The 17878-nt window shown below is 55.6% G+C and carries 17 protein-coding genes; 10 read left to right on the top strand and 7 right to left on the bottom strand.

Features of this window, described 5'->3' with window-relative positions; translation table 11 throughout:
- Positions 1-45 precede the first annotated feature (45 nt).
- Positions 46-1545, top strand: coding sequence for a PTS transporter subunit EIIC (locus AC6EMZ_RS00995; protein ID WP_498400519.1), 1500 nt, complete (start codon positions 46-48; stop codon positions 1543-1545).
- Positions 1546-1632: 87 nt separating this feature from the next.
- Positions 1633-2649 (top strand): Mal regulon transcriptional regulator MalI, encoded by a 1017-nt coding sequence (gene malI, locus AC6EMZ_RS00990; protein ID WP_498400517.1) that lies wholly within the window; start codon positions 1633-1635, stop codon positions 2647-2649.
- A 55-nt stretch (positions 2650-2704) separates the two neighbouring features.
- On the opposite strand, the gene cysS is transcribed toward malI, so the two are convergent.
- Positions 2705-4090, bottom strand: coding sequence for a cysteine--tRNA ligase (gene cysS / locus AC6EMZ_RS00985; RefSeq protein ID WP_498400516.1), 1386 nt, complete (start codon positions 4088-4090; stop codon positions 2705-2707).
- 174 nt (positions 4091-4264) lie between these two features.
- Here cysS and ppiB point away from each other — a divergent pair, with 174 nt between their 5' ends.
- The 5 genes from ppiB to mnmH all read left to right on the top strand — a co-directional run bounded on the left by ppiB (position 4265) and on the right by mnmH (position 8342).
- The gene (gene ppiB / locus AC6EMZ_RS00980) at positions 4265-4759 is read left to right on the top strand and encodes a peptidylprolyl isomerase B (protein WP_498400515.1); all 495 of its coding nucleotides are present in this window, start codon (positions 4265-4267) and stop codon (positions 4757-4759) included.
- Positions 4760-4762: 3 nt separating this feature from the next.
- The gene (gene lpxH, locus AC6EMZ_RS00975; protein ID WP_498400513.1) at positions 4763-5485 is read left to right on the top strand and encodes a UDP-2,3-diacylglucosamine diphosphatase; all 723 of its coding nucleotides are present in this window, start codon (positions 4763-4765) and stop codon (positions 5483-5485) included.
- Between the two features lie 117 nt (positions 5486-5602).
- On the top strand, positions 5603-6112 hold the full coding sequence (purE, locus tag AC6EMZ_RS00970) for a 5-(carboxyamino)imidazole ribonucleotide mutase (protein WP_498400511.1): 510 nt from the start codon (positions 5603-5605) through the stop codon (positions 6110-6112).
- On the top strand, positions 6109-7176 hold the full coding sequence (gene purK / locus AC6EMZ_RS00965) for a 5-(carboxyamino)imidazole ribonucleotide synthase (RefSeq protein ID WP_498400510.1): 1068 nt from the start codon (positions 6109-6111) through the stop codon (positions 7174-7176). The genes purE and purK overlap by 4 nt, the downstream gene beginning before the upstream one ends.
- A 95-nt stretch (positions 7177-7271) precedes the next feature.
- On the top strand, positions 7272-8342 hold the full coding sequence (mnmH, locus tag AC6EMZ_RS00960) for a tRNA 2-selenouridine(34) synthase MnmH (RefSeq protein ID WP_498400509.1): 1071 nt from the start codon (positions 7272-7274) through the stop codon (positions 8340-8342).
- 4 nt (positions 8343-8346) lie between these two features.
- On the opposite strand, the gene AC6EMZ_RS00955 is transcribed toward mnmH, so the two are convergent.
- The 6 genes from AC6EMZ_RS00955 to ybbA form a co-directional block, all read right to left on the bottom strand.
- A complete protein-coding gene (locus AC6EMZ_RS00955; protein ID WP_498400508.1) occupies positions 8347-9006 on the bottom strand; it encodes a methionine ABC transporter permease in 660 nt (219 codons plus the stop codon).
- Entirely contained in the window at positions 8999-10015 is a 1017-nt protein-coding gene (sfbB, locus tag AC6EMZ_RS00950; protein ID WP_498400507.1) for a virulence-associated ABC transporter ATP-binding protein SfbB, read from the bottom strand. Before sfbB ends, AC6EMZ_RS00955 begins: the two co-directional genes overlap by 8 nt.
- A gap of 57 nt (positions 10016-10072) precedes the next feature.
- A complete protein-coding gene (locus AC6EMZ_RS00945) occupies positions 10073-10906 on the bottom strand; it encodes a MetQ/NlpA family ABC transporter substrate-binding protein (RefSeq protein WP_498400506.1) in 834 nt (277 codons plus the stop codon).
- A gap of 232 nt (positions 10907-11138) precedes the next feature.
- On the bottom strand, positions 11139-12284 hold the full coding sequence (locus tag AC6EMZ_RS00940) for a porin (RefSeq protein ID WP_498400505.1): 1146 nt from the start codon (positions 12282-12284) through the stop codon (positions 11139-11141).
- 182 nt (positions 12285-12466) lie between these two features.
- Positions 12467-14881: a putative ABC transporter permease subunit YbbP gene (ybbP, locus tag AC6EMZ_RS00935; RefSeq protein ID WP_498400504.1), complete on the bottom strand. Its 2415-nt coding sequence runs from the start codon at positions 14879-14881 to the stop codon at positions 12467-12469.
- On the bottom strand, positions 14878-15564 hold the full coding sequence (gene ybbA, locus AC6EMZ_RS00930; RefSeq protein WP_498400502.1) for a putative ABC transporter ATP-binding protein YbbA: 687 nt from the start codon (positions 15562-15564) through the stop codon (positions 14878-14880). The genes ybbP and ybbA overlap by 4 nt, the downstream gene beginning before the upstream one ends.
- Here ybbA and tesA point away from each other — a divergent pair.
- The 3 genes from tesA to AC6EMZ_RS00915 are packed head-to-tail and all read left to right on the top strand — an operon-like array spanning position 15535 to position 17870.
- Positions 15535-16158, top strand: coding sequence for a multifunctional acyl-CoA thioesterase I/protease I/lysophospholipase L1 (tesA, locus tag AC6EMZ_RS00925; RefSeq protein WP_498401449.1), 624 nt, complete (start codon positions 15535-15537; stop codon positions 16156-16158). The genes ybbA and tesA overlap by 30 nt on opposite strands.
- A complete protein-coding gene (locus AC6EMZ_RS00920; RefSeq protein WP_498400501.1) occupies positions 16148-16957 on the top strand; it encodes an SDR family oxidoreductase in 810 nt (269 codons plus the stop codon). Before tesA ends, AC6EMZ_RS00920 begins: the two co-directional genes overlap by 11 nt.
- Before the next feature lie 58 nt (positions 16958-17015).
- A complete protein-coding gene (locus AC6EMZ_RS00915; RefSeq protein ID WP_498400500.1) occupies positions 17016-17870 on the top strand; it encodes a co-chaperone YbbN in 855 nt (284 codons plus the stop codon).
- Positions 17871-17878 lie beyond the last annotated feature (8 nt).

Raw genomic sequence — 17878 nt, 5'->3', positions numbered from 1 at the left:
TTACAATAACAGCGCCAAAAAAAGCGCTACTCGGGGGAAATCAGCATGGGTCTGATATCAGGATTTGTTAAATCGTTGTCTAAGTTATCGATGATTGGTCGCGCATTAATGCTGCCAATTTCACTGCTTCCTGCTGCGGGTCTGCTGTTGGCCTTTGGCGATAAATTCCATATGCCACTGATGATGAACGCGGGCGGTGTTATCTTTGATAACCTGCCGATGCTGTTCGCGATTGGCTCGGCCGTTGGTCTGGCGTCAGAGTCAGGCATTGCCGCGCTGTCGGCGGCGGTCTCGGTCTTTGTCACCAACATTACCATCAGCACCGTGCTGACCATCACGCCAGAGATGGCGTCTCAGGGCGGTAAGTACGCCATGGTTGTAGGCATTCCCACGCTACAGATGGGCGTCTTTGGCGGCCTGATCTGCGGTATTCTCGCAGCATGGTGCTACAACCGTTTCCATACCTTGCAGCTGCCGGAGTTCCTCGGCTTCTTCTCTGGTAAACGCTTCGTCGCCATTGCCACCGCGTTTCTGTCGTTTATCCTTGGTCTGCTGCTGCCCTACGTCTGGCAGCATATTCAATCCGGGATCGATGCCCTTTCCGTGGTGGTTAACGGCGATAACCAGGCCGCCTCAACCTTTATCTTTGGCCTGGTCGAACGCGCGTTAATCCCGCTGGGGCTGCATCACATCTGGTATCCGTCCTTCTGGTACTCGTTTGGTGACTACACCACGCAGGCAGGCCAGGTGATCCACGGCGATCAGACTATCTGGTTCAAAATGCTGGAAGAAGGGGTGAAATCCTTTAGCAGCGATACCTACCAGAATGCCGGTAAGTTCATGCAGGGCGAATTCCCGCTGATGCTGTTTGCACTGCCAGCCGCTTGTCTGGCGATGTATCACGAAGCGCATACCAAGAATAAGAAAATTGCTGCCGGTATTCTGTTCTCTGCGGCGTTGACCTGCTTCCTGACGGGGATCACCGAGCCGGTTGAGTTTACCTTTATCTTCGTGGCACCAATCCTGTACGTCTTTAACGCCATCATGGCGGGCCTGGCATATATGACCATGTATCTATTGCATGCCCACATTGCCAAATCGTTCTCCGCCGGGTTTATCGACTATCTGTCATTCGGTATTCTGCCGTCGTTTAACGGCTATCAAACTAACTTCCTGAGCGCCGTGATCATCGGTATTCCGATGGCGTTGATTTACTACTTCACCTTCCGTTTCGTGATTCGTCGTTTCGATGTCAAAACGCCGGGCCGTACAGAAGTCACTGCCACAACGGACAATAAATCAGATACCGAACTCGCCACGGAGATCATCGGGTTGTTGGGTGGCGCGAAGAACATCGACTCAGTTGGGTCCTGCATCACCCGTCTGCGTCTGGAAGTCGCAAAAAGTGATGTTGTCGATAAAGATGGCCTTAATGGTCTGGGTGCTCGCGGCGTGGTCTTCGTCGGAGACAATGGAATCCAGGTGATTTTCGGTGCCAGAGCACAGTTTATCGCCCAAACCATGTCCACCATGATCGGCAAATAATAAGATGTCTGGCAAACACGTCTCCTGTACTCTGGAAAACGTGTTTGCCATATCAGGCTGATAATTGAGAAATTTCAGGGAGCGGGTTTGAAGAAAGTCAGCATTATTGATGTCGCAAAACAGGCAGGCGTATCGGTTTCGACCGTGTCGCTGGTTTTACGTCAGAAAGGGAAAATCTCAGAGGCAACGATTGAGAAAGTCCATGCCGCCATCAATTTGCTGGGCTATGTTCATAACGTTGCCGCGGCCAACCTTCGCGCCAACACTTCCAACCTCATCGGCCTGATCCTGCGTGACTTTAGCGACAGCTTTTCCATCAAAGTGATGGCGAGTATTGTTCTTGAACTTGAGAAAGAAGGTTATATGGTCTTTCTTGGCCAGCCGCTTAACGATCATGAACATCTTGAGCGTTGCCTGTTGTCGTTTAAGCAGCAGGGCGTGGCTGGCGTCATTTATCTCTCTTCCGATACGCGCACGTCACACCTGCCCGCCCAGATCCGCGACTGTCGCTTGCCGTTGGTCGTGGTGTCGCAATCGTTAATGAACGAATCCTGTAATCTGGTGATGCGTGATAATCGCCAGGCCGCCAATCTCGCCACCCGCTATCTTATCGAACGCGGTCATCGCAATATCGCCTACATTGGCGGGGTGGAAGGATGTTTAATTCGCGAGCAACGTTTGCAGGGCTTTCGCAGTGCAATGACGCAATACGGTCTGGTGAATCGTGAGGAATCATCTCCCGCCTGTAGTGACGATACCCGAGCCGCGGGTTATGCCGCGCGCCAGCTGCTGGAAAAAAACAACACCATTACCGCCCTGCTCTGCCACTCACCCGATGCAATGATCGGCTCGATATCGGGCATTCACCAGATGGGCCGTACGGTGGGTAAAGACGTGTTCTTAACGCAGCAGGTTGCCCTGGTAGGATTTGAAGATATGCTGCATGTAAACCTCACCTCCCCGTCGTTCACCTATGTTTCTTCCGCCAGTGAGGAAACCGGACGTCAGGCTGCCGGATTGATGATTCGAAAGCTGAAAGAACCGGATCTACAAACTCAGCGCATCACGCTTTCTGGTCAGCTTATCGCGCGGGAATCAGCGTAGGTTCAGAATTTATCAGGAACGATTCCCTCTCCCGCGGGAGAGGGTTTAGGGAAAATTACTTACGACGCCAGATGGTCCCCTGCGGGCCATCTTCAAGCACAATGCCCATTTCGGTCAGGCGATTACGCGCGGCATCTGCTGCCGCCCAGTCTTTTGCCTGACGCGCTTCAAGACGTGCAGTAATTAACGCTTCGATTTCTGCCACTTCGTCGCCATCAGCCTGAGCGCCGCTTTGCAGGAAGGTTTCTGGATCTTGCTCCAGCAGCCCCAATACCGCAGCGAGCTTACGCAGATGAGAAGCCAGCGCATTCGCAGCAGCCACATCCTCCACTTTCAGACGGTTAATCTCGCGCGCCATATCAAACAGCACCGAGTAGGCTTCTGGCGTGTTGAAATCGTCGTTCATCACGTCGATGAAACGCGCTTCGAACGCGTCGCCACCAGCAGGCGCGACGGTGGTGTCGGTGCCGCGTACCGCAATGTACAGGCGTTCCAGCGCGGAGCGAGCCTGTTTCAGGTTCTCTTCGCTGTAATTCAGCTGGCTGCGATAATGGCCGGACATCAGGAAGTAACGCACGGTTTCGGCATCGTAGTATTTCAGCACGTCACGCACGGTGAAAAAGTTATCCAGCGATTTGGACATTTTTTCACGGTCAACCATCACCATGCCGGAGTGCATCCAGTAGTTAACGTATTCGCCACCGTGTGCGCAGGTAGACTGAGCAATTTCGTTTTCGTGATGCGGGAACATCAGGTCTGAACCGCCGCCGTGAATGTCGAAGTGGTTACCCAGTTGCTTACAGTTCATCGCGGAGCATTCAATGTGCCAGCCCGGACGCCCTTCGCCCCACGGTGACGGCCAGCTCGGCTCACCCGCTTTAGACATTTTCCACAGCACAAAGTCCATCGGGTTGCGCTTAACATCTACCACATCAACGCGCGCACCGGCCTGCAACTGATCCAGATCCTGGCGGGAAAGCTGACCGTAGCTCGGATCGGTCGGCACCGAGAACATCACATCACCATTATCGGCAACGTAGGCGTGACCACGTTCAATCAGCTTTTCGGTGATCTCGATGATTTCGTGAATATGGTGGGTTGCACGCGGTTCGCTGTCCGGGCGCAGAATATTTAATGCATCAAAATCTTTGTGCATTTCGGCGATCATGCGATCAACTAACTCGACAAAGCTCTCGCCATTCTCATTAGCGCGCTTAATGATTTTGTCATCAATGTCGGTGATATTGCGCACGTACTTTAGCGTGTAGCCTAAGAAACGCAGGTAGCGGGACACCACGTCAAACGAGACGAAAGTACGGCCATGACCGATATGACAGAGATCGTAAACGGTAATACCACACACGTACATGCCGACTTCCCCGGCATGGATAGGTTTAAATTCCTCTTTTTGGCGAGTCAGAGTATTAAAGATTTTTAACATCGAAGATTCCATGTAGACACGTGTGTGGACGAAAACCGGGTATTCTACCCGTAATTCAAACCCGAAGCAGCACACTTTGCAAGGTGATCGCGCCGTGCGGTTATGCTATAACAAAGCCCTATATGTGACCCTCACTGGGGTCGAAGCACCACTATAACGGAACAGGATGCAAAAATGGTTACTCTCCACACTAATCATGGCGATATCGTTATCAAAACTTTTGATGATAAAGCGCCTGAAACAGTTAAAAACTTCCTGGACTACTGCCGCGAAGGTTTCTACGACAACACGATTTTCCACCGTGTTATTAATGGCTTTATGATTCAGGGCGGCGGTTTCGAACCTGGTATGAACCAGAAAGACACCAAAGAAGCGATCAAAAACGAAGCCAACAACGGTCTGAAAAACACCCGTGGCACGCTGGCAATGGCGCGTACTCAGGCTCCACACTCTGCAACCGCACAGTTCTTCATCAACGTGGCTGACAACGACTTCCTGAACTTCTCTGGTGAGAACCTGCAGGGTTGGGGCTACTGCGTGTTCGCAGAAGTGGTTGAAGGTATGGACGTTGTTGAGAAGATCAAAGGCGTGTCTACTGGCCGCAGCGGTATGCACCAGGACGTTCCTAAAGAAGACGTGATCATTACTAGCGTGACCGTTAGCGAGTAATTGGTGGCGACACTCTTTATTGCAGATTTACATCTGCAAACAGAAGAACCGGCGATCACCGCCGGTTTTCTGCGTTTTTTACAGGGCGAAGCGCGTACAGCGGACGCCCTGTACATTTTAGGCGATCTGTTTGAAGCCTGGATTGGCGACGACGACCCCAATCCCCTGCACCGTGAAATGGCTGCCGCCATCAAAGCGCTGGTCGATTCCGGTGTCCCTTGCTATTTCATTCACGGCAATCGCGATTTCCTGATTGGCAAACGCTTCGCGCGCGAAAGCGGCATGACCTTACTGCCCGAAGAAAAAGTCCTCGACCTGTATGGTCGTCGCATTCTTATTCTGCATGGCGACACGCTGTGTACCGACGACACGGGCTATCTGGCGTTTCGCGCTAAAGTCCATACCCCCTGGATTCAAACTCTGTATCTTGCCCTGCCGCTGTTCATCCGCAACCGCATCGCCGCCAAAATGCGCGCGGGCAGCAAAGCCGCGAACAGCAGCAAATCGATGACCATTATGGACGTGAACCCGAAAGCGGTCGTCGACGTGATGGAAAAGCATCGCGTGCAGTGGCTTATTCATGGTCATACCCATCGCCCGTACGTGCATACGCTCACCGCCAACGGCGAGCCCGCGCATCGCGTGGTATTGGGTGCCTGGCACAGCGAAGGTTCGATGGTCAAAGTCATGCCAGAAGGCGTCGAACTTATTCAATTTCCGTTTTAATCACCTCGTCTTTTTTGCCGCCATTCCGGTGACGCAACCGTTTTCCTTGCCTGTATATCGTGCTATTCTTTGTGCCCTCAAAGCAGTGTGTTTCGCATCACAGGAGTTTTAAGACGCATGTCTTCCCGCAATAATCCGGCGCGTGTCGCCATCGTGATGGGGTCCAAAAGCGACTGGGCTACCATGCAGTTCGCCGCCGAAATCTTCGAAATCCTGAACGTTCCACACCACGTTGAAGTGGTCTCCGCGCACCGTACTCCCGACAGACTGTTTAGCTTCGCCGAAGGCGCGGAAGAGAATGGCTATCAGGTGATTATTGCCGGTGCGGGCGGTGCTGCACATCTGCCAGGCATGATTGCCGCCAAAACGCTGGTGCCGGTTCTCGGCGTACCGGTGCAAAGCGCGGCGTTAAGCGGCGTTGATAGCCTTTATTCCATTGTGCAAATGCCGCGCGGTATTCCGGTCGGTACGCTGGCGATTGGTAAAGCGGGCGCAGCCAACGCGGCCCTGCTGGCCGCACAGATTCTGGCGACGCACGATAAAGATTTACACCAGCGTCTGGTCGAGTGGCGTCAAGCCCAGACCGACGAGGTGTTGGATAATCCAGACCCGAGAGGTGCAGCATGAAGCAGGTTTGCGTCCTCGGGAATGGACAGCTAGGCCGCATGCTGCGCCAGGCCGGTGAACCACTCGGCATTAGCGTCTGGCCCGTTGGGTTGGATGTCGAGCCGGAAGCGGTGCCGTTTCAGCAAAGCGTGATCACCGCGGAAATTGAACGTTGGCCGGAAACCCCCCTAACCCGCGAGCTGGCGCGCCACAATGCGTTTGTTAACCGCGATGTGTTCCCGATAATAGCCGACCGTCTGACGCAAAAGCAGCTCTTCGATAAGCTGAGTCTTGCTACCGCGCCGTGGCAGTTGCTGGCAGATAAAGGCGAATGGCCTGCGGTATTCGACAGGCTCGGCGAGTTGGCGATCGTGAAACGTCGCGTCGGCGGCTACGACGGACGCGGCCAGTGGCGTCTGCGCGCTGACGACACCGCAGAACTACCGGACGACTGCTACGGCGAGTGCATCGTTGAGAAGGGCATTAACTTTAGCGGCGAAGTGTCGCTGGTCGGCGCACGCGCGCATGACGGCAGCACGGTGTTTTATCCGCTGACACACAACCTGCATCAGGATGGGATCCTGCGCACCAGCGTCGTTTTCCCGCTCGCGAACGCTGAACAGCAGGCGCAGGCAGAAGCCATGCTGTCTGCCATCATGCAGGAGCTGGGCTACGTCGGCGTCATGGCGATGGAGTGCTTTATCACTCCGGCCGGTCTGCTGATCAACGAGCTGGCCCCGCGCGTACACAACAGCGGCCACTGGACGCAGAACGGTGCCTCCATCAGCCAGTTTGAACTGCATCTGCGCGCGATTACCGAGCTGCCGTTACCGCAGCCGGTGGTGAACAGCCCGTCGGTGATGATCAACCTGATCGGGACCGACCTGAACTACGACTGGCTGAAACTGCCGCTGGTGCATCTGCACTGGTACGACAAAGAGGTGCGTGAAGGACGTAAAGTCGGCCACTTGAACCTGAACGACGGTGACATCGGCCGCCTCAGCGCCACGCTGGAAGCCATTGTTCCGCTGTTGCCGCCAGAATATGCCAGCGGCATTGCCTGGGCGCAGACCAAGCTTAAATAAGCGATAAGTGCCGGGGAGTTGATCATTTTCTTCCCCGGCCTCTCCTCACGCGCGTAAAATCCCTCTCCATTGCTGTTTTGATTTCAGGATTTACCATGAACGATGGAACGGACTATCGCGCGATCCTCGCGTCCGATACCCCTTTAATCGACGTTCGCGCGCCGATCGAATTTGCACAGGGCGCGATGCCCGCCGCGCTCAACCTGCCCTTAATGAACGACGACGAACGCGCCGCCGTCGGGACCTGCTACAAACGTCAGGGACCGGAAGCTGCACTGGCGCTCGGCCATCAGTTAGTCAATGGCGATACCCGCGAGCAACGTCTGACCGCCTGGCGTGAAGCCTGCCTTGCCAATCCAAACGGATTTCTCTGCTGCGCGCGCGGGGGACAACGTTCGCACATCACTCAAGCGTGGCTGAAAGTGTCGGGAGTCGATTACCCGTTGATTGCGGGGGGCTACAAAGCGCTGCGCCAGACCGCTATTCAGGTGACCGACGAGCAGGTGAAAAAACCGATGGTGCTGATTGGCGGCTGTACGGGCAGCGGCAAAACGCTGCTGGTGAAACAGCATCCTGAGGGGCTCGATCTCGAAGGGCTGGCGCATCATCGTGGTTCGTCATTTGGCCGCACGCTACAGGCACAGCTATCGCAGGCCAGCTTTGAAAACGCGCTGGCGGTGGATCTGCTAAAAAAGGATGCCGGACGCTGGGTGATTGAAGACGAAGGCCGCATGATCGGCTCAAATCATCTGCCGGAATGCCTGCGTGAAAGCATGGTGCGATCGTCGATTGTGGTGGTCGACGATCCGTTCGATATCCGCCTTGAGCGCCTGCGCGAGGAGTATTTCGAGCGCATGTGGCATGACTTTGCCACCACCTATGGCGAAGAGGCAGGCTGGAAAGAGTACGGCGAATATCTGCATCACGGTCTGTTTGCGATCCGCCGTCGGCTTGGACTACAGCGTTTTGCACAACTTGCGGCACTGCTGGAGGGAGCACTCATCGAGCAGCGGCGCACAGGAAGTACCGAGGCGCACTATACCTGGCTTGCGCCACTGCTCAATGACTATTACGACCCGATGTACCTTTATCAGCTGGAGAAAAAAGCCGATAAGATTGTCTATCGAGGCACGTTTAACGAGGTCGCCGCCTGGTTGGCGGCCTGAATCACTAGCGCCGATCCCGTTTATCGGCGCGTTTTGCCAGCCAGTCGCCCAGCACCTGGACAACCTGCACCAGAATAATAAGCGCAACCACCGTGACGACCATCACCTGGGTTTCGTAGCGATAATAGCCGTAGCGGATCGCCAGATCCCCTACCCCGCCGCCACCGACAATCCCCGCCATCGCGGAATAACCTATCAAGCTCACCAGGGTAATAGTCAAGCCGCGCAGCAGTCCGGCACTCGCTTCTGGTAATAATACCGTGCAGATAATGCGCATTGGGCTGGCACCAAAGGCTTCTGCCGCTTCGATAATGCCTTTATCCACTTCGCGCAGCGCGCTGTCCACCAGACGGGCGTAAAAGGCAATCGCCGCCACAGAAAGCGGAACCGAGGCCGCAATCGGGCCAATGGTGTTCCCCAGCAGCAGCTGCGTAAGCGGCAACAGCAGCACCAGCAGAATCACAAACGGCACCGAGCGGATGATATTGACCAGCACGGAACTCACCAGATAGACAAAGCGGTTTTGCCAGAACAGATTTCTGTCGGTGACAAAAATCAAAAAGCCCAGCGGCAGACCGCCGACAATCGCCAGCACCGTTGAGATACTCAACATCTGGAAGGTTTCGTTAAACGCCAAGCCTAAATCGAGCAGTAAATCATCCACGGATCACCTCCACCTGGGCGGTACGTTGACGGATATGTTCCACAGCAAGCTCAACGGCAGCCGGATTTTCCGCTGCGGTAAGCTGCACCACTAAAATACCCAGCGCGCGCTCGCCGATATACTCGATTTTGCCGTGCAGAATGTTCACCGCCACACCAAACTTCACCGCCACTTCTGAGAGCACCGGCTGTTCGGCGGAGTCACCGATAAACAGAATTTTCAGCAGTTGTCCCGGAAGATGCTGGCGCAGGCGCTCCGGCAAGGTCAGGTTCAGCGTGTGCGACACCAGTTGCTGGGTAAACGCATGCTGCGGATGGGCAAAGACATCGAACACCTCGCCCAGCTCAACCACTTCGCCGCCGGACATCACCGCCACGCGATCGCAGATAGACTTGATCACGTTCATCTCGTGGGTGATCAGCACGATCGTGATCCCCATCTGCTGGTTGATCTTCTTCAACAGCGCCAGAATAGTGGCCGAGGTTTCGAGATCCAGCGCGGACGTGGGTTCATCGCAAAGCAATACGTCGGGATGGTTCGCAATACCGCGAGCGATACCGACGCGTTGTTTTTGCCCGCCGCTAAGCTGCACCGGATAGCGATTGGCCTTATCGGTCAGGCCCACCAGCGCGAGGATTTCCGCGACGCGCGGAGCGATTTTACTGCGCTCCCAACCTGCGGCCTTGAGGCTAAACGCGACGTTCTGCGCCACGGTGCGGGTGTGCATCAAATTGAAATGCTGGAAAATCATGCCAATGCGCTGACGCGCTTGACGAAGATCGGCACCTTCAAGCGCCGAAATTTCTACCCCGTTGACGTTAACGCTGCCAACGCTTGGTCGCTGTAGTGCATTCAGGGTACGCAGCAATGTACTCTTGCCCGCGCCGCTGGTGCCGACGATACCGAATATCTCGCCTGCGGCAATCGTCAGGCTGACGTCTGATACCGCGCGGGTGGAAGGTCCGCGTCCCGTCGAAAAATCGACGCACACCTTGTCTAACTTAATCATGACGACCTCAGAAATGCGAAAAGGGCAGACCGGCTGCCCTGTTTTTCGAAAACGCGATTACGGTTTTGCTGCCGTCATCCAGTCTGGTTTCTGGAAAGCGGTGTAAACATTTTTCGGATCGTCGATAACGGCGCGATATGCCGGAGACTGCACCACCGCCACGATATCCTTGGCAAAGGGTTTGTCCGCATCTTCGGAACGCACAGCAATAATGTTTTTCAGATTTTCGTCGAGCTGTTCCTGCGCCAGCGCGCTGGAGAGATCTAACCCAGCGGCAATGGCGAAGTTACCGTTGACCAGCGCGGCAGTCACACTATCCAGGGTACGCGGCAGCTGTGCGGCTTCCAGCGGTTTGAACACCAGCCCTTTCGGGTTGCTGGCGATATCACGCTCGGAGGCTTTGGTCGGATCGATGTTGTCTTTGATGGTAATCAGCTTCAGCGATTGCAGGAAGCGCAGGCCGCGAGCCAGGTTGGTCGGGTCATTAGACAGCGTGATGATGTCGCCCTTTTTCAGTTCATCCAGGCTTTTGACCTGACGCGAATAAAAACCCATCCCGGCCGTAGGCACGGTCAGCAGTTTGGTGAGCTTCAGCCCTTTATCTGCGGTGAACTTGTTGAAATAGAGCGAGTGCTGGAACAGGTTGGCATCGATGCTGCCGTTAGACAGTGCCATGTTCGGCTGGACGTAATCGCTAAATTCGCGAACGACAACCTTGTAACCTTTCTCTTTCAGCGAAGGGGCAATCGCCTGCTTGACCATGTCGCCGTACGGCCCCGGCGCGACGCCGAAGACGATAGTATGTGGATCGCTGTTAGCCTGGGCTGTCTGTAAACCGCAGAGCAGCAATAGCGCGCCGGCAGCGGCGCGAAGCGTGTGACGTAATCCCATGAGATCTCCATTTCAAAGCGGTGTTGCGTTGTGTGGGTGCGCCGTACGATGCGGCGCAGTTCCCGTTAACATGACACAGATCACAGGCTCCGTCCTTGAAATTATTTCATGATGTTGCAGATTATGTCTTTGAATGTACTGAAGATGGGTTATGCGATTTTCGGCAATGTTTGCCCAGACTGAAAGGAGTAGCCCCGGCAGGCAAGCGCTACCGGGGACTGACGACGCTAACTTAGAAGTCGTAGCGCAGACGTACCAGGTTCATATCGCCCAGGTTGTCGGTGCTGGAGGTGAACACGTGCTCGTAATCCACGCGGAAACCGTAATCCAGCTGGAGGCTAATCCCCACGCCGTTGTCGATGCGCTGGTAGTTACGACCATTCACATATTGAATACGATCGCCCATAAAGTACGGCTGGATGGATTTCACCGCATACTGACCAATGGGGAATTTGTAGCCCGCGAAGTACTCAATACCCCACGCGTCACCGGCAAAGTAGTCGTTAACGGACACTTTTTTGGTGGTCATGAAGTTCTGATACCAGCCGCCGCCTGCGGAGAAGGTCCAGTTATCCGGCGTCCAGCTCAACGCGGTGCCCAGGATGTTCTGGTCGTAGGATTTGCTGTCGCCGTTGTCCGGGTTACGCATATCCGCGCGGGTGTAGTTCCACGCTGCACCCCAGGTCAGATCGGTGGTCAGGTGATAATCCAGACCCAGTGAACCGCCGCCTTTACGCTTGTAACGCAGGCCGTTGCCCGGCAGGTATTCACTGTCTTCAAACAGGTAAGACGCATAGATATCTGCATCGCCCACGGTTTTCTTATATTTCAGCATCTGGCGTGAACGATACGAGCCGTCGTAGTCACCGTTGATCCCGTTACCCGATGCCTGACCAACCATGTCGTAGTCCCAGATATCGGTTTTCGCGCCAACCACATCATAGTAAACGCTGTTCTGTTGACCGAAGGTCAGCGTACCCCAGGTATCGCTTTTCAGGCCGGTGTACAGCATACGGCGAGAGGTGTCGTTTGCCCCTTCGGCGTGATGACTATCCCAGTCAAACAGGGCCGGAATATTCACGCCCAGCTCGTAGTAGCTTATCCAGCTGATGTCGTCGAACAGGTAGTAATCTGCTGCGAAGCGGAAACGGGTGCCGCCGTCAAAGCCGTTACGCTTGTAGCTATTTTTGCCGTCGTCGCCGGTCATGTTCTGGAACTGGGGACGAATGCTGCCGCCAACGGTGAAGTTCAGACGGCTCAGCGGGTTACCCGCCTGAGGGTCTTGCTTAAGAACGGTGATTTCTGCCTGGGACGCGAAAGACGTCATTGCCACTGCTGCGCCAATCGTTGCCGCCAGCGCTGTTTTTTTTATGGTCATTCTTTTTCCTTGATAGACACGCTGCTAAATATTTAGCAGGTGAATAATATCCGGAATTAAACAGGTCGTGGTGGCGGGTTTTTAATGATTTGTGCTGCTAAATGTGGGTGTATTATCGATTTGTGCTACTAAAAGATTACGCACCAGTATAAAAACCGATGCGTAATCATCACGAGAGGGAATTAACTGACGAACTGACGGAACAACGCTTTGCCTTTTAGCAGACGGGTTCCCAGCCAGCCGCCGCAGAGCGACAGCAGCAGCGCGCCGCATAATGGCAGCGTCAGCCACAGCCGCCAGTCAGGCTCCCACGGGAAGTCAAAGACTTTGGTCTGAAGCACCGCCAGCGCGGTCTCTGCCCCAATCGCCGCCACCAGACCGGACACCAGCCCCAGCAACGCAAACTCGCACCACAGCGTGGTTCGCAGCAGTTTTTTGCCCGCGCCAAGCGTGCGGTAAACCACCAGTTCCTGATGACGCTGGCGCATCCCAACCTGCACCTGAGCCAGTAATAGCAACATGCCGCAGGCGGTGACCAGCACCACCATCACTTCCAGCGCTCGACTGACCTGATCCAGCACCTGCCCGACCTGTTTGAGGATCGCGCCGATATCCAGCAGGCTCACCGTCGGGAACTCGCGGTTGAGCTGCGTGAGCATGCCGTTACCGTTTTCCCAACGGAAACTGGTCAGCCAGCTTTGTGGTTGCCCGTCGAGCGCGCCGTCAGGGAAGATAAAGAAGAAGTTGGGTCGCAGGCTTTCCCAGTCAACTCTACGCAAGCTGGTCACCTTCGCGCTGAAGTCCTGAGTGTCGCCCGTGAAGGTGACGGTATCGCCTAAGCCGACCTTCAGCCGCCCCGCTAATCCTTCCTCCATCGACACTTCGCCCGCTTTTGGCGGCCAGGTTCCGGCGGTGATCGGATTATGGTCCGGGCGTTTTTCCTGCCAGGTCAGGTTCAGTTCACGGTTGAGCGATTCGTCCTGACTGCCTTCGGTCGGCTGACCGTTAATCTGCGTCAGACGCGCACGAACGATAGGATAGAACGACTCCGGTACGATCTGATGTTCAGACAGGAATCCCTTCAACGGCGTGACCTGTTCCGGCGCGATGTTGATCAGGAAATAGTTCGGGCTTTCTGGCGGCAACTGCTGCTGCCAGCGGTCCAGCAAATCGCCGCGCAGCACCAGCAGCATCGCCAGCAGCATAAACGACAGTGAAAATGCTGAAAGCTGGCTCAACGTCGACCATGGCTGGCGCAGCAGACGGTTCACCGCCAGGCGGACCGGCAGTGATTTGACCGTCAGCCTTTTCAGCACGTTGAGTAGGATCCAGCCCAGCACGCCGCATAACAGCGCCAGTACCACGGCTCCTGCGAGCACCGCCCACAGCAGCATACTCCCGCCCATTAGCCACGCCAGAAGCACCACCACCACACAGGCGATAACAGGTAGATAGATTTTCATCGGCCAGACGTTAGCTACCACATCGCGACGCAATACGCGCAACGGTTGAGTGGCGAGCAACAGGCGATACGGGCGCAGCCCCACCAGCAGAGAAATCACCACCATCGCGCCGATGGACCACAGCCACGGCCACAGGCTGGCAGCCGGGAGTTCCGCCGGAAGTACCGGCTTGAGTAGCAGCATCAATACCTTTTCAAACAGCAGGCCGATGATCCCGCCCGTGATGGCAGACAGCGCCAGCACAGCCAGCCACTGCCCGACGATCAGCTTGCGCAGCTGTACTCTGCCCGCGCCGAGCGTTTTGAGGATCGCCACCAGATCGTAACGGCTGCGGCAGTAGTGCCCCATCGCCACGGCCACGGCGGCCACTGCCAGTAGCAGGGTTAGCAAGGCAGAAAGCAGTAAGAACTGCTGTGAACGCTCCAGGGATTTACCCAGCGCGCCATCGTCCTGCTCCAGCCCAATCCAGCGATGTTCGGGCTTGAGCTGCGGTAAGAGCCATTTTTCATAAGATTCAAGCTGCGACGGCGTACCGCCAAACTTGTAGCGCCAAGTGACGCGGCTGCCGGGCTGCACCGCGCCGGTTTTCTCGACATCGGCAGTATTCATCAGTAAACGAGGCGCCATCTGGAACGGGTTAAAGCCGGTATCTGGCTCCTGAACCACTTCACCAGCAATCTTCAATGTCGCATCACCTACGTCAATGTTGTCGCCGGTTTTCAGATTCAATAGCGCCATCAGGCGCGGAGCGAGCAGTACCGAGCCTGCGGCTGGCTTGAGGCCCGGCGGGTTAGTTTGTAACTCACCGTACATTGGATAGATATCGTCAACGGCTTTGACGCTGGCGAGCTGCGGCGTATCGCCGGCAAAGGTCATGGTCTGGAAAGTCAGCTGTTTGCCCACGTTGAGCCCTTGCTTGCGAGCCTCGTCAAGCCAGGCCTGCGGCACGTCGCGGGAGCTGCTCAGGGTTCTGTCCCCCGCCATAAATTCACGGCTTTGTTGGCTAAGCCCCTTTTCCATACGATCGCTGACGCTGCCGAGCGCCAGCACGCAGGCCACCGCCAGGCTCAGCGCCAGCCAGACAATCAACAGCGAGGGCGAACGCCATTCTCGCCAGAACCAGCGTGCGATCATGCTTCCTCCTGCAGTTGGCCGTTCACCAGACGCAGGCGGCGGTCACAGCGGGCCGCCAGCTGCGGATCGTGCGTCACCAGAATCAGAGTGGTGCCGTGCTCGCGGTTCAGGGTGAACAGCAGGTCAGCAATTTTATCGCCCGTCTGGCGGTCAAGGTTGCCGGTCGGTTCATCGGCGAACAGCACGTCAGGGCGGCCATTAAAGGCGCGAGCCAGCGCCACGCGCTGCTGCTCCCCGCCGGAAAGCTGTGCCGGAAGATGGTCGAGGCGTTTGCCCAACCCCAACTGTTCGAGCAACGCTTTGGCATTGCTACGGCTTTGACTGGTGTTTTCACCGCGCAGCAGGCCGGGCAGTTCAACGTTTTCCAGCGCGTTTAGCGTTGGGATCAACATGAAAGACTGAAAGACGAAACCAATATGCTTTGCGCGGAGCGCCGCGCGCGCCTCTTCGTCCAGACGATGCAGCGGCTGCCCCACAAGATTGACCTCGCCGCTGCTGCCATCGTCCAGACCAGCCAGAATCGCCAGCAGCGTGGACTTCCCGGAGCCGGATTCACCAATCAGCGCAATGCTCTGCGCGCGTTTGACAACGAGTTCAACTCCGGTGAGGATGGACAGCTCGTGTTCCCCCTGACCGACGGACTTCTTAAGATGATGAACTGCAACAATGTTTTCCGCTGGCATTTGCCCTTCCTGTTTCTGATTCTGATGACCTTCCGCGTCGCCGCAGCGGACACGTTACTGGTTCTGGGTGACAGCCTGAGTGCGGGCTACCGAATGGCGGCCACTGCCGCCTGGCCTGCGCTGCTTAACGATAAGTGGCAGACAAAAACGCCGGTGATTAACGCCAGTATCAGTGGCGATACGTCGCAGCAGGGTCTGTCCCGCCTGCCTGCCCTGCTTAAACAACATCAGCCGCGTTGGGTGCTGGTAGAACTGGGCGGCAATGACGGACTACGCGGATTTCAGCCGCAGCAAACTGAAGAGACCCTGCGAAAAGTAATTCAGGATATTCAGGCTGCCGATGCACAACCGCTATTAATGCAAATTCGTCTGCCCGCGAATTACGGTCGTCGTTATAATGAGGCCTTCAGCGCGATCTATCCTAAGCTTGCCAAAGAATTCGATATTCCGCTGCTGCCATTTTTCATGGAGGAGGTCTACCTGAAACCACAATGGATGCAGGACGACGGTATTCACCCCAACCACGACGCCCAACCGTTCATTGCTGACTGGATGGCAACACGACTCGCCCCATTAGTAAAACATGACTCTTAATTCAGCGGAGATCCTGACAGGTAAAGTTATGCAAAAATCAGTCTTAATTACAGGATGTTCCAGCGGTATTGGCCTTGAAAGTGCACTTGAGCTTAAACGCCAGGGATTTTGGGTGTTAGCCGCCTGCCGCAAACCCGATGATGTCGAACGAATGAACAACAAAGGCTTCAAGGGCGTTTTACTGGATCTGGATTCACCAGAAAGTATTGACCGCGCTGCCGCCGAGGTTATCGCTCTGACCGACAATCGGTTATACGGCCTGTTTAATAACGCAGGCTACGGCGTGTATGGCCCGCTGCAAACCATTACCCGCGAGCAGCTGGAACAACAGTTTTCCGCCAATTTTTTTGGCGTACATCAACTGACGATGGCGCTGCTGCCGGCCATGTTGCCGCACGGCGAAGGCCGTATTGTGATGACCTCCTCCGTGATGGGGCTTATCTCTACGCCAGGCCGGGGCGCGTATGCTGCCAGTAAATACGCGCTGGAGGCGTGGTCCGACGCGCTTCGTATGGAACTGCGCCATAGCGGCATCAAGGTCAGCCTGATTGAACCAGGCCCGATTCGAACCCGCTTCACCGAGAACGTCAACCAGACGCAGTCCGACAAGCCGGTCGAAAATCCCGGTATTGCCGCACGCTTTACGCTGGGGCCAGAGGCGGTTGTCGCCAAAGTGCGCCATGCTTTTGAAAGCGAACGTCCTAAGATGCGCTACCCCGTGACGCTGGTCACCCACGCCGTCGGCTGGCTCAAACGCCTGCTGCCAGGGCGCGTGATGGATAAAATTTTACACGGTTGAGTTGAAGCCTCGCTCCTCACCCCCATGTATTTATCAAACCGATAAAAGAGAATGCCGTATGTCCGCACAGAATATTGTCAACATTACCGAAGCTAACCTGCAACAGACCCTTGAACAGTCGATGGTCAAACCCGTGCTGTTTTATTTCTGGTCCGAACGCAGCCAGCATTGCCTGGAATTGACCCCCGTTCTGGAACGGCTTGCGACGCAGTACAACGGTCAGTTTATCCTCGCAAAACTGGACTGTGACGCCGAGCACGTGGTGGCCTCGCAGTTTGGCCTGCGCGCAATCCCTACCGTTTATTTGTTCCAGAACGGTCAGCCGGTCGACGGTTTCCAGGGGCCGCAACCTGAAGACGCTATTCGTGCTTTGCTGGACAAAGTGCTGCCGCGTGAAGAAGAGTTGAAAGCCCAGCAGGCGCTTGAATTGATTCAGGAAGGCAAACACGACGAGGCGCTGCCGCTGCTGAAAGACGCCTGGCAGCTGTCGAATCAGGACAGCCAGATTGGTCTGCTACTTGCCCAAACTCAGATCGAACTGAACCGCTCGGAAGAGGCTGAAGCGGTGCTAAAAACCATTCCGTTACAGGATCAGGATACGCGTTATCAGGGTCTGGTCGCGCAGATTGAGCTGTTAAAACAGGCAGCTGACACGCCGGAAATCCAGCAACTGCAACAGCAGGTGGCTGAAAACCCGGACGACGCAGCGCTGGCGAGCCAGCTGGCTTTACAGCTGCATCAGGTCGGTCGTAACGAAGAAGCGCTGGAGCTACTGTTCACCCATCTGAGAAAAGATCTCGCCGCCGCCGATGGTCAGGCTCGCAAGATGTTCCAGGAGATCCTCGCCGCACTCGGAACCGGTGATGCGCTGGCATCGAAATACCGTCGCCAGCTATACGCCCTGCTTTACTAAGCATGATG

The organism is Enterobacter sp. SCRI0065 (assembly GCF_059766475.1).
This window is presented reverse-complemented; position numbering and strand designations above follow the sequence as displayed.

Bases quoted from the DNA above. Each gene is read 5' to 3' on its own strand.
- purE (WP_498400511.1), top strand. From the start codon at position 5,603: ATGTCTTCCCGCAATAATCCGGCGCGTGTCGCCATCGTGATGGGGTCC.
- ybbA (WP_498400502.1), bottom strand. From the start codon at position 15,564: ATGCCAGCGGAAAACATTGTTGCAGTTCATCATCTTAAGAAGTCCGTC.
- tesA (WP_498401449.1), top strand. From the start codon at position 15,535: ATGAACTGCAACAATGTTTTCCGCTGGCATTTGCCCTTCCTGTTTCTG.
- cysS (WP_498400516.1), bottom strand. From the start codon at position 4,090: ATGTTAAAAATCTTTAATACTCTGACTCGCCAAAAAGAGGAATTTAAA.
- sfbB (WP_498400507.1), bottom strand. From the start codon at position 10,015: ATGATTAAGTTAGACAAGGTGTGCGTCGATTTTTCGACGGGACGCGGA.
- mnmH (WP_498400509.1), top strand. From the start codon at position 7,272: ATGAACGATGGAACGGACTATCGCGCGATCCTCGCGTCCGATACCCCT.
- AC6EMZ_RS00940 (WP_498400505.1), bottom strand. From the start codon at position 12,284: ATGACCATAAAAAAAACAGCGCTGGCGGCAACGATTGGCGCAGCAGTG.
- ybbP (WP_498400504.1), bottom strand. From the start codon at position 14,881: ATGATCGCACGCTGGTTCTGGCGAGAATGGCGTTCGCCCTCGCTGTTG.
- purK (WP_498400510.1), top strand. From the start codon at position 6,109: ATGAAGCAGGTTTGCGTCCTCGGGAATGGACAGCTAGGCCGCATGCTG.
- AC6EMZ_RS00995 (WP_498400519.1), top strand. From the start codon at position 46: ATGGGTCTGATATCAGGATTTGTTAAATCGTTGTCTAAGTTATCGATG.
- AC6EMZ_RS00915 (WP_498400500.1), top strand. From the start codon at position 17,016: ATGTCCGCACAGAATATTGTCAACATTACCGAAGCTAACCTGCAACAG.
- AC6EMZ_RS00945 (WP_498400506.1), bottom strand. From the start codon at position 10,906: ATGGGATTACGTCACACGCTTCGCGCCGCTGCCGGCGCGCTATTGCTG.
- ppiB (WP_498400515.1), top strand. From the start codon at position 4,265: ATGGTTACTCTCCACACTAATCATGGCGATATCGTTATCAAAACTTTT.
- AC6EMZ_RS00920 (WP_498400501.1), top strand. From the start codon at position 16,148: ATGACTCTTAATTCAGCGGAGATCCTGACAGGTAAAGTTATGCAAAAA.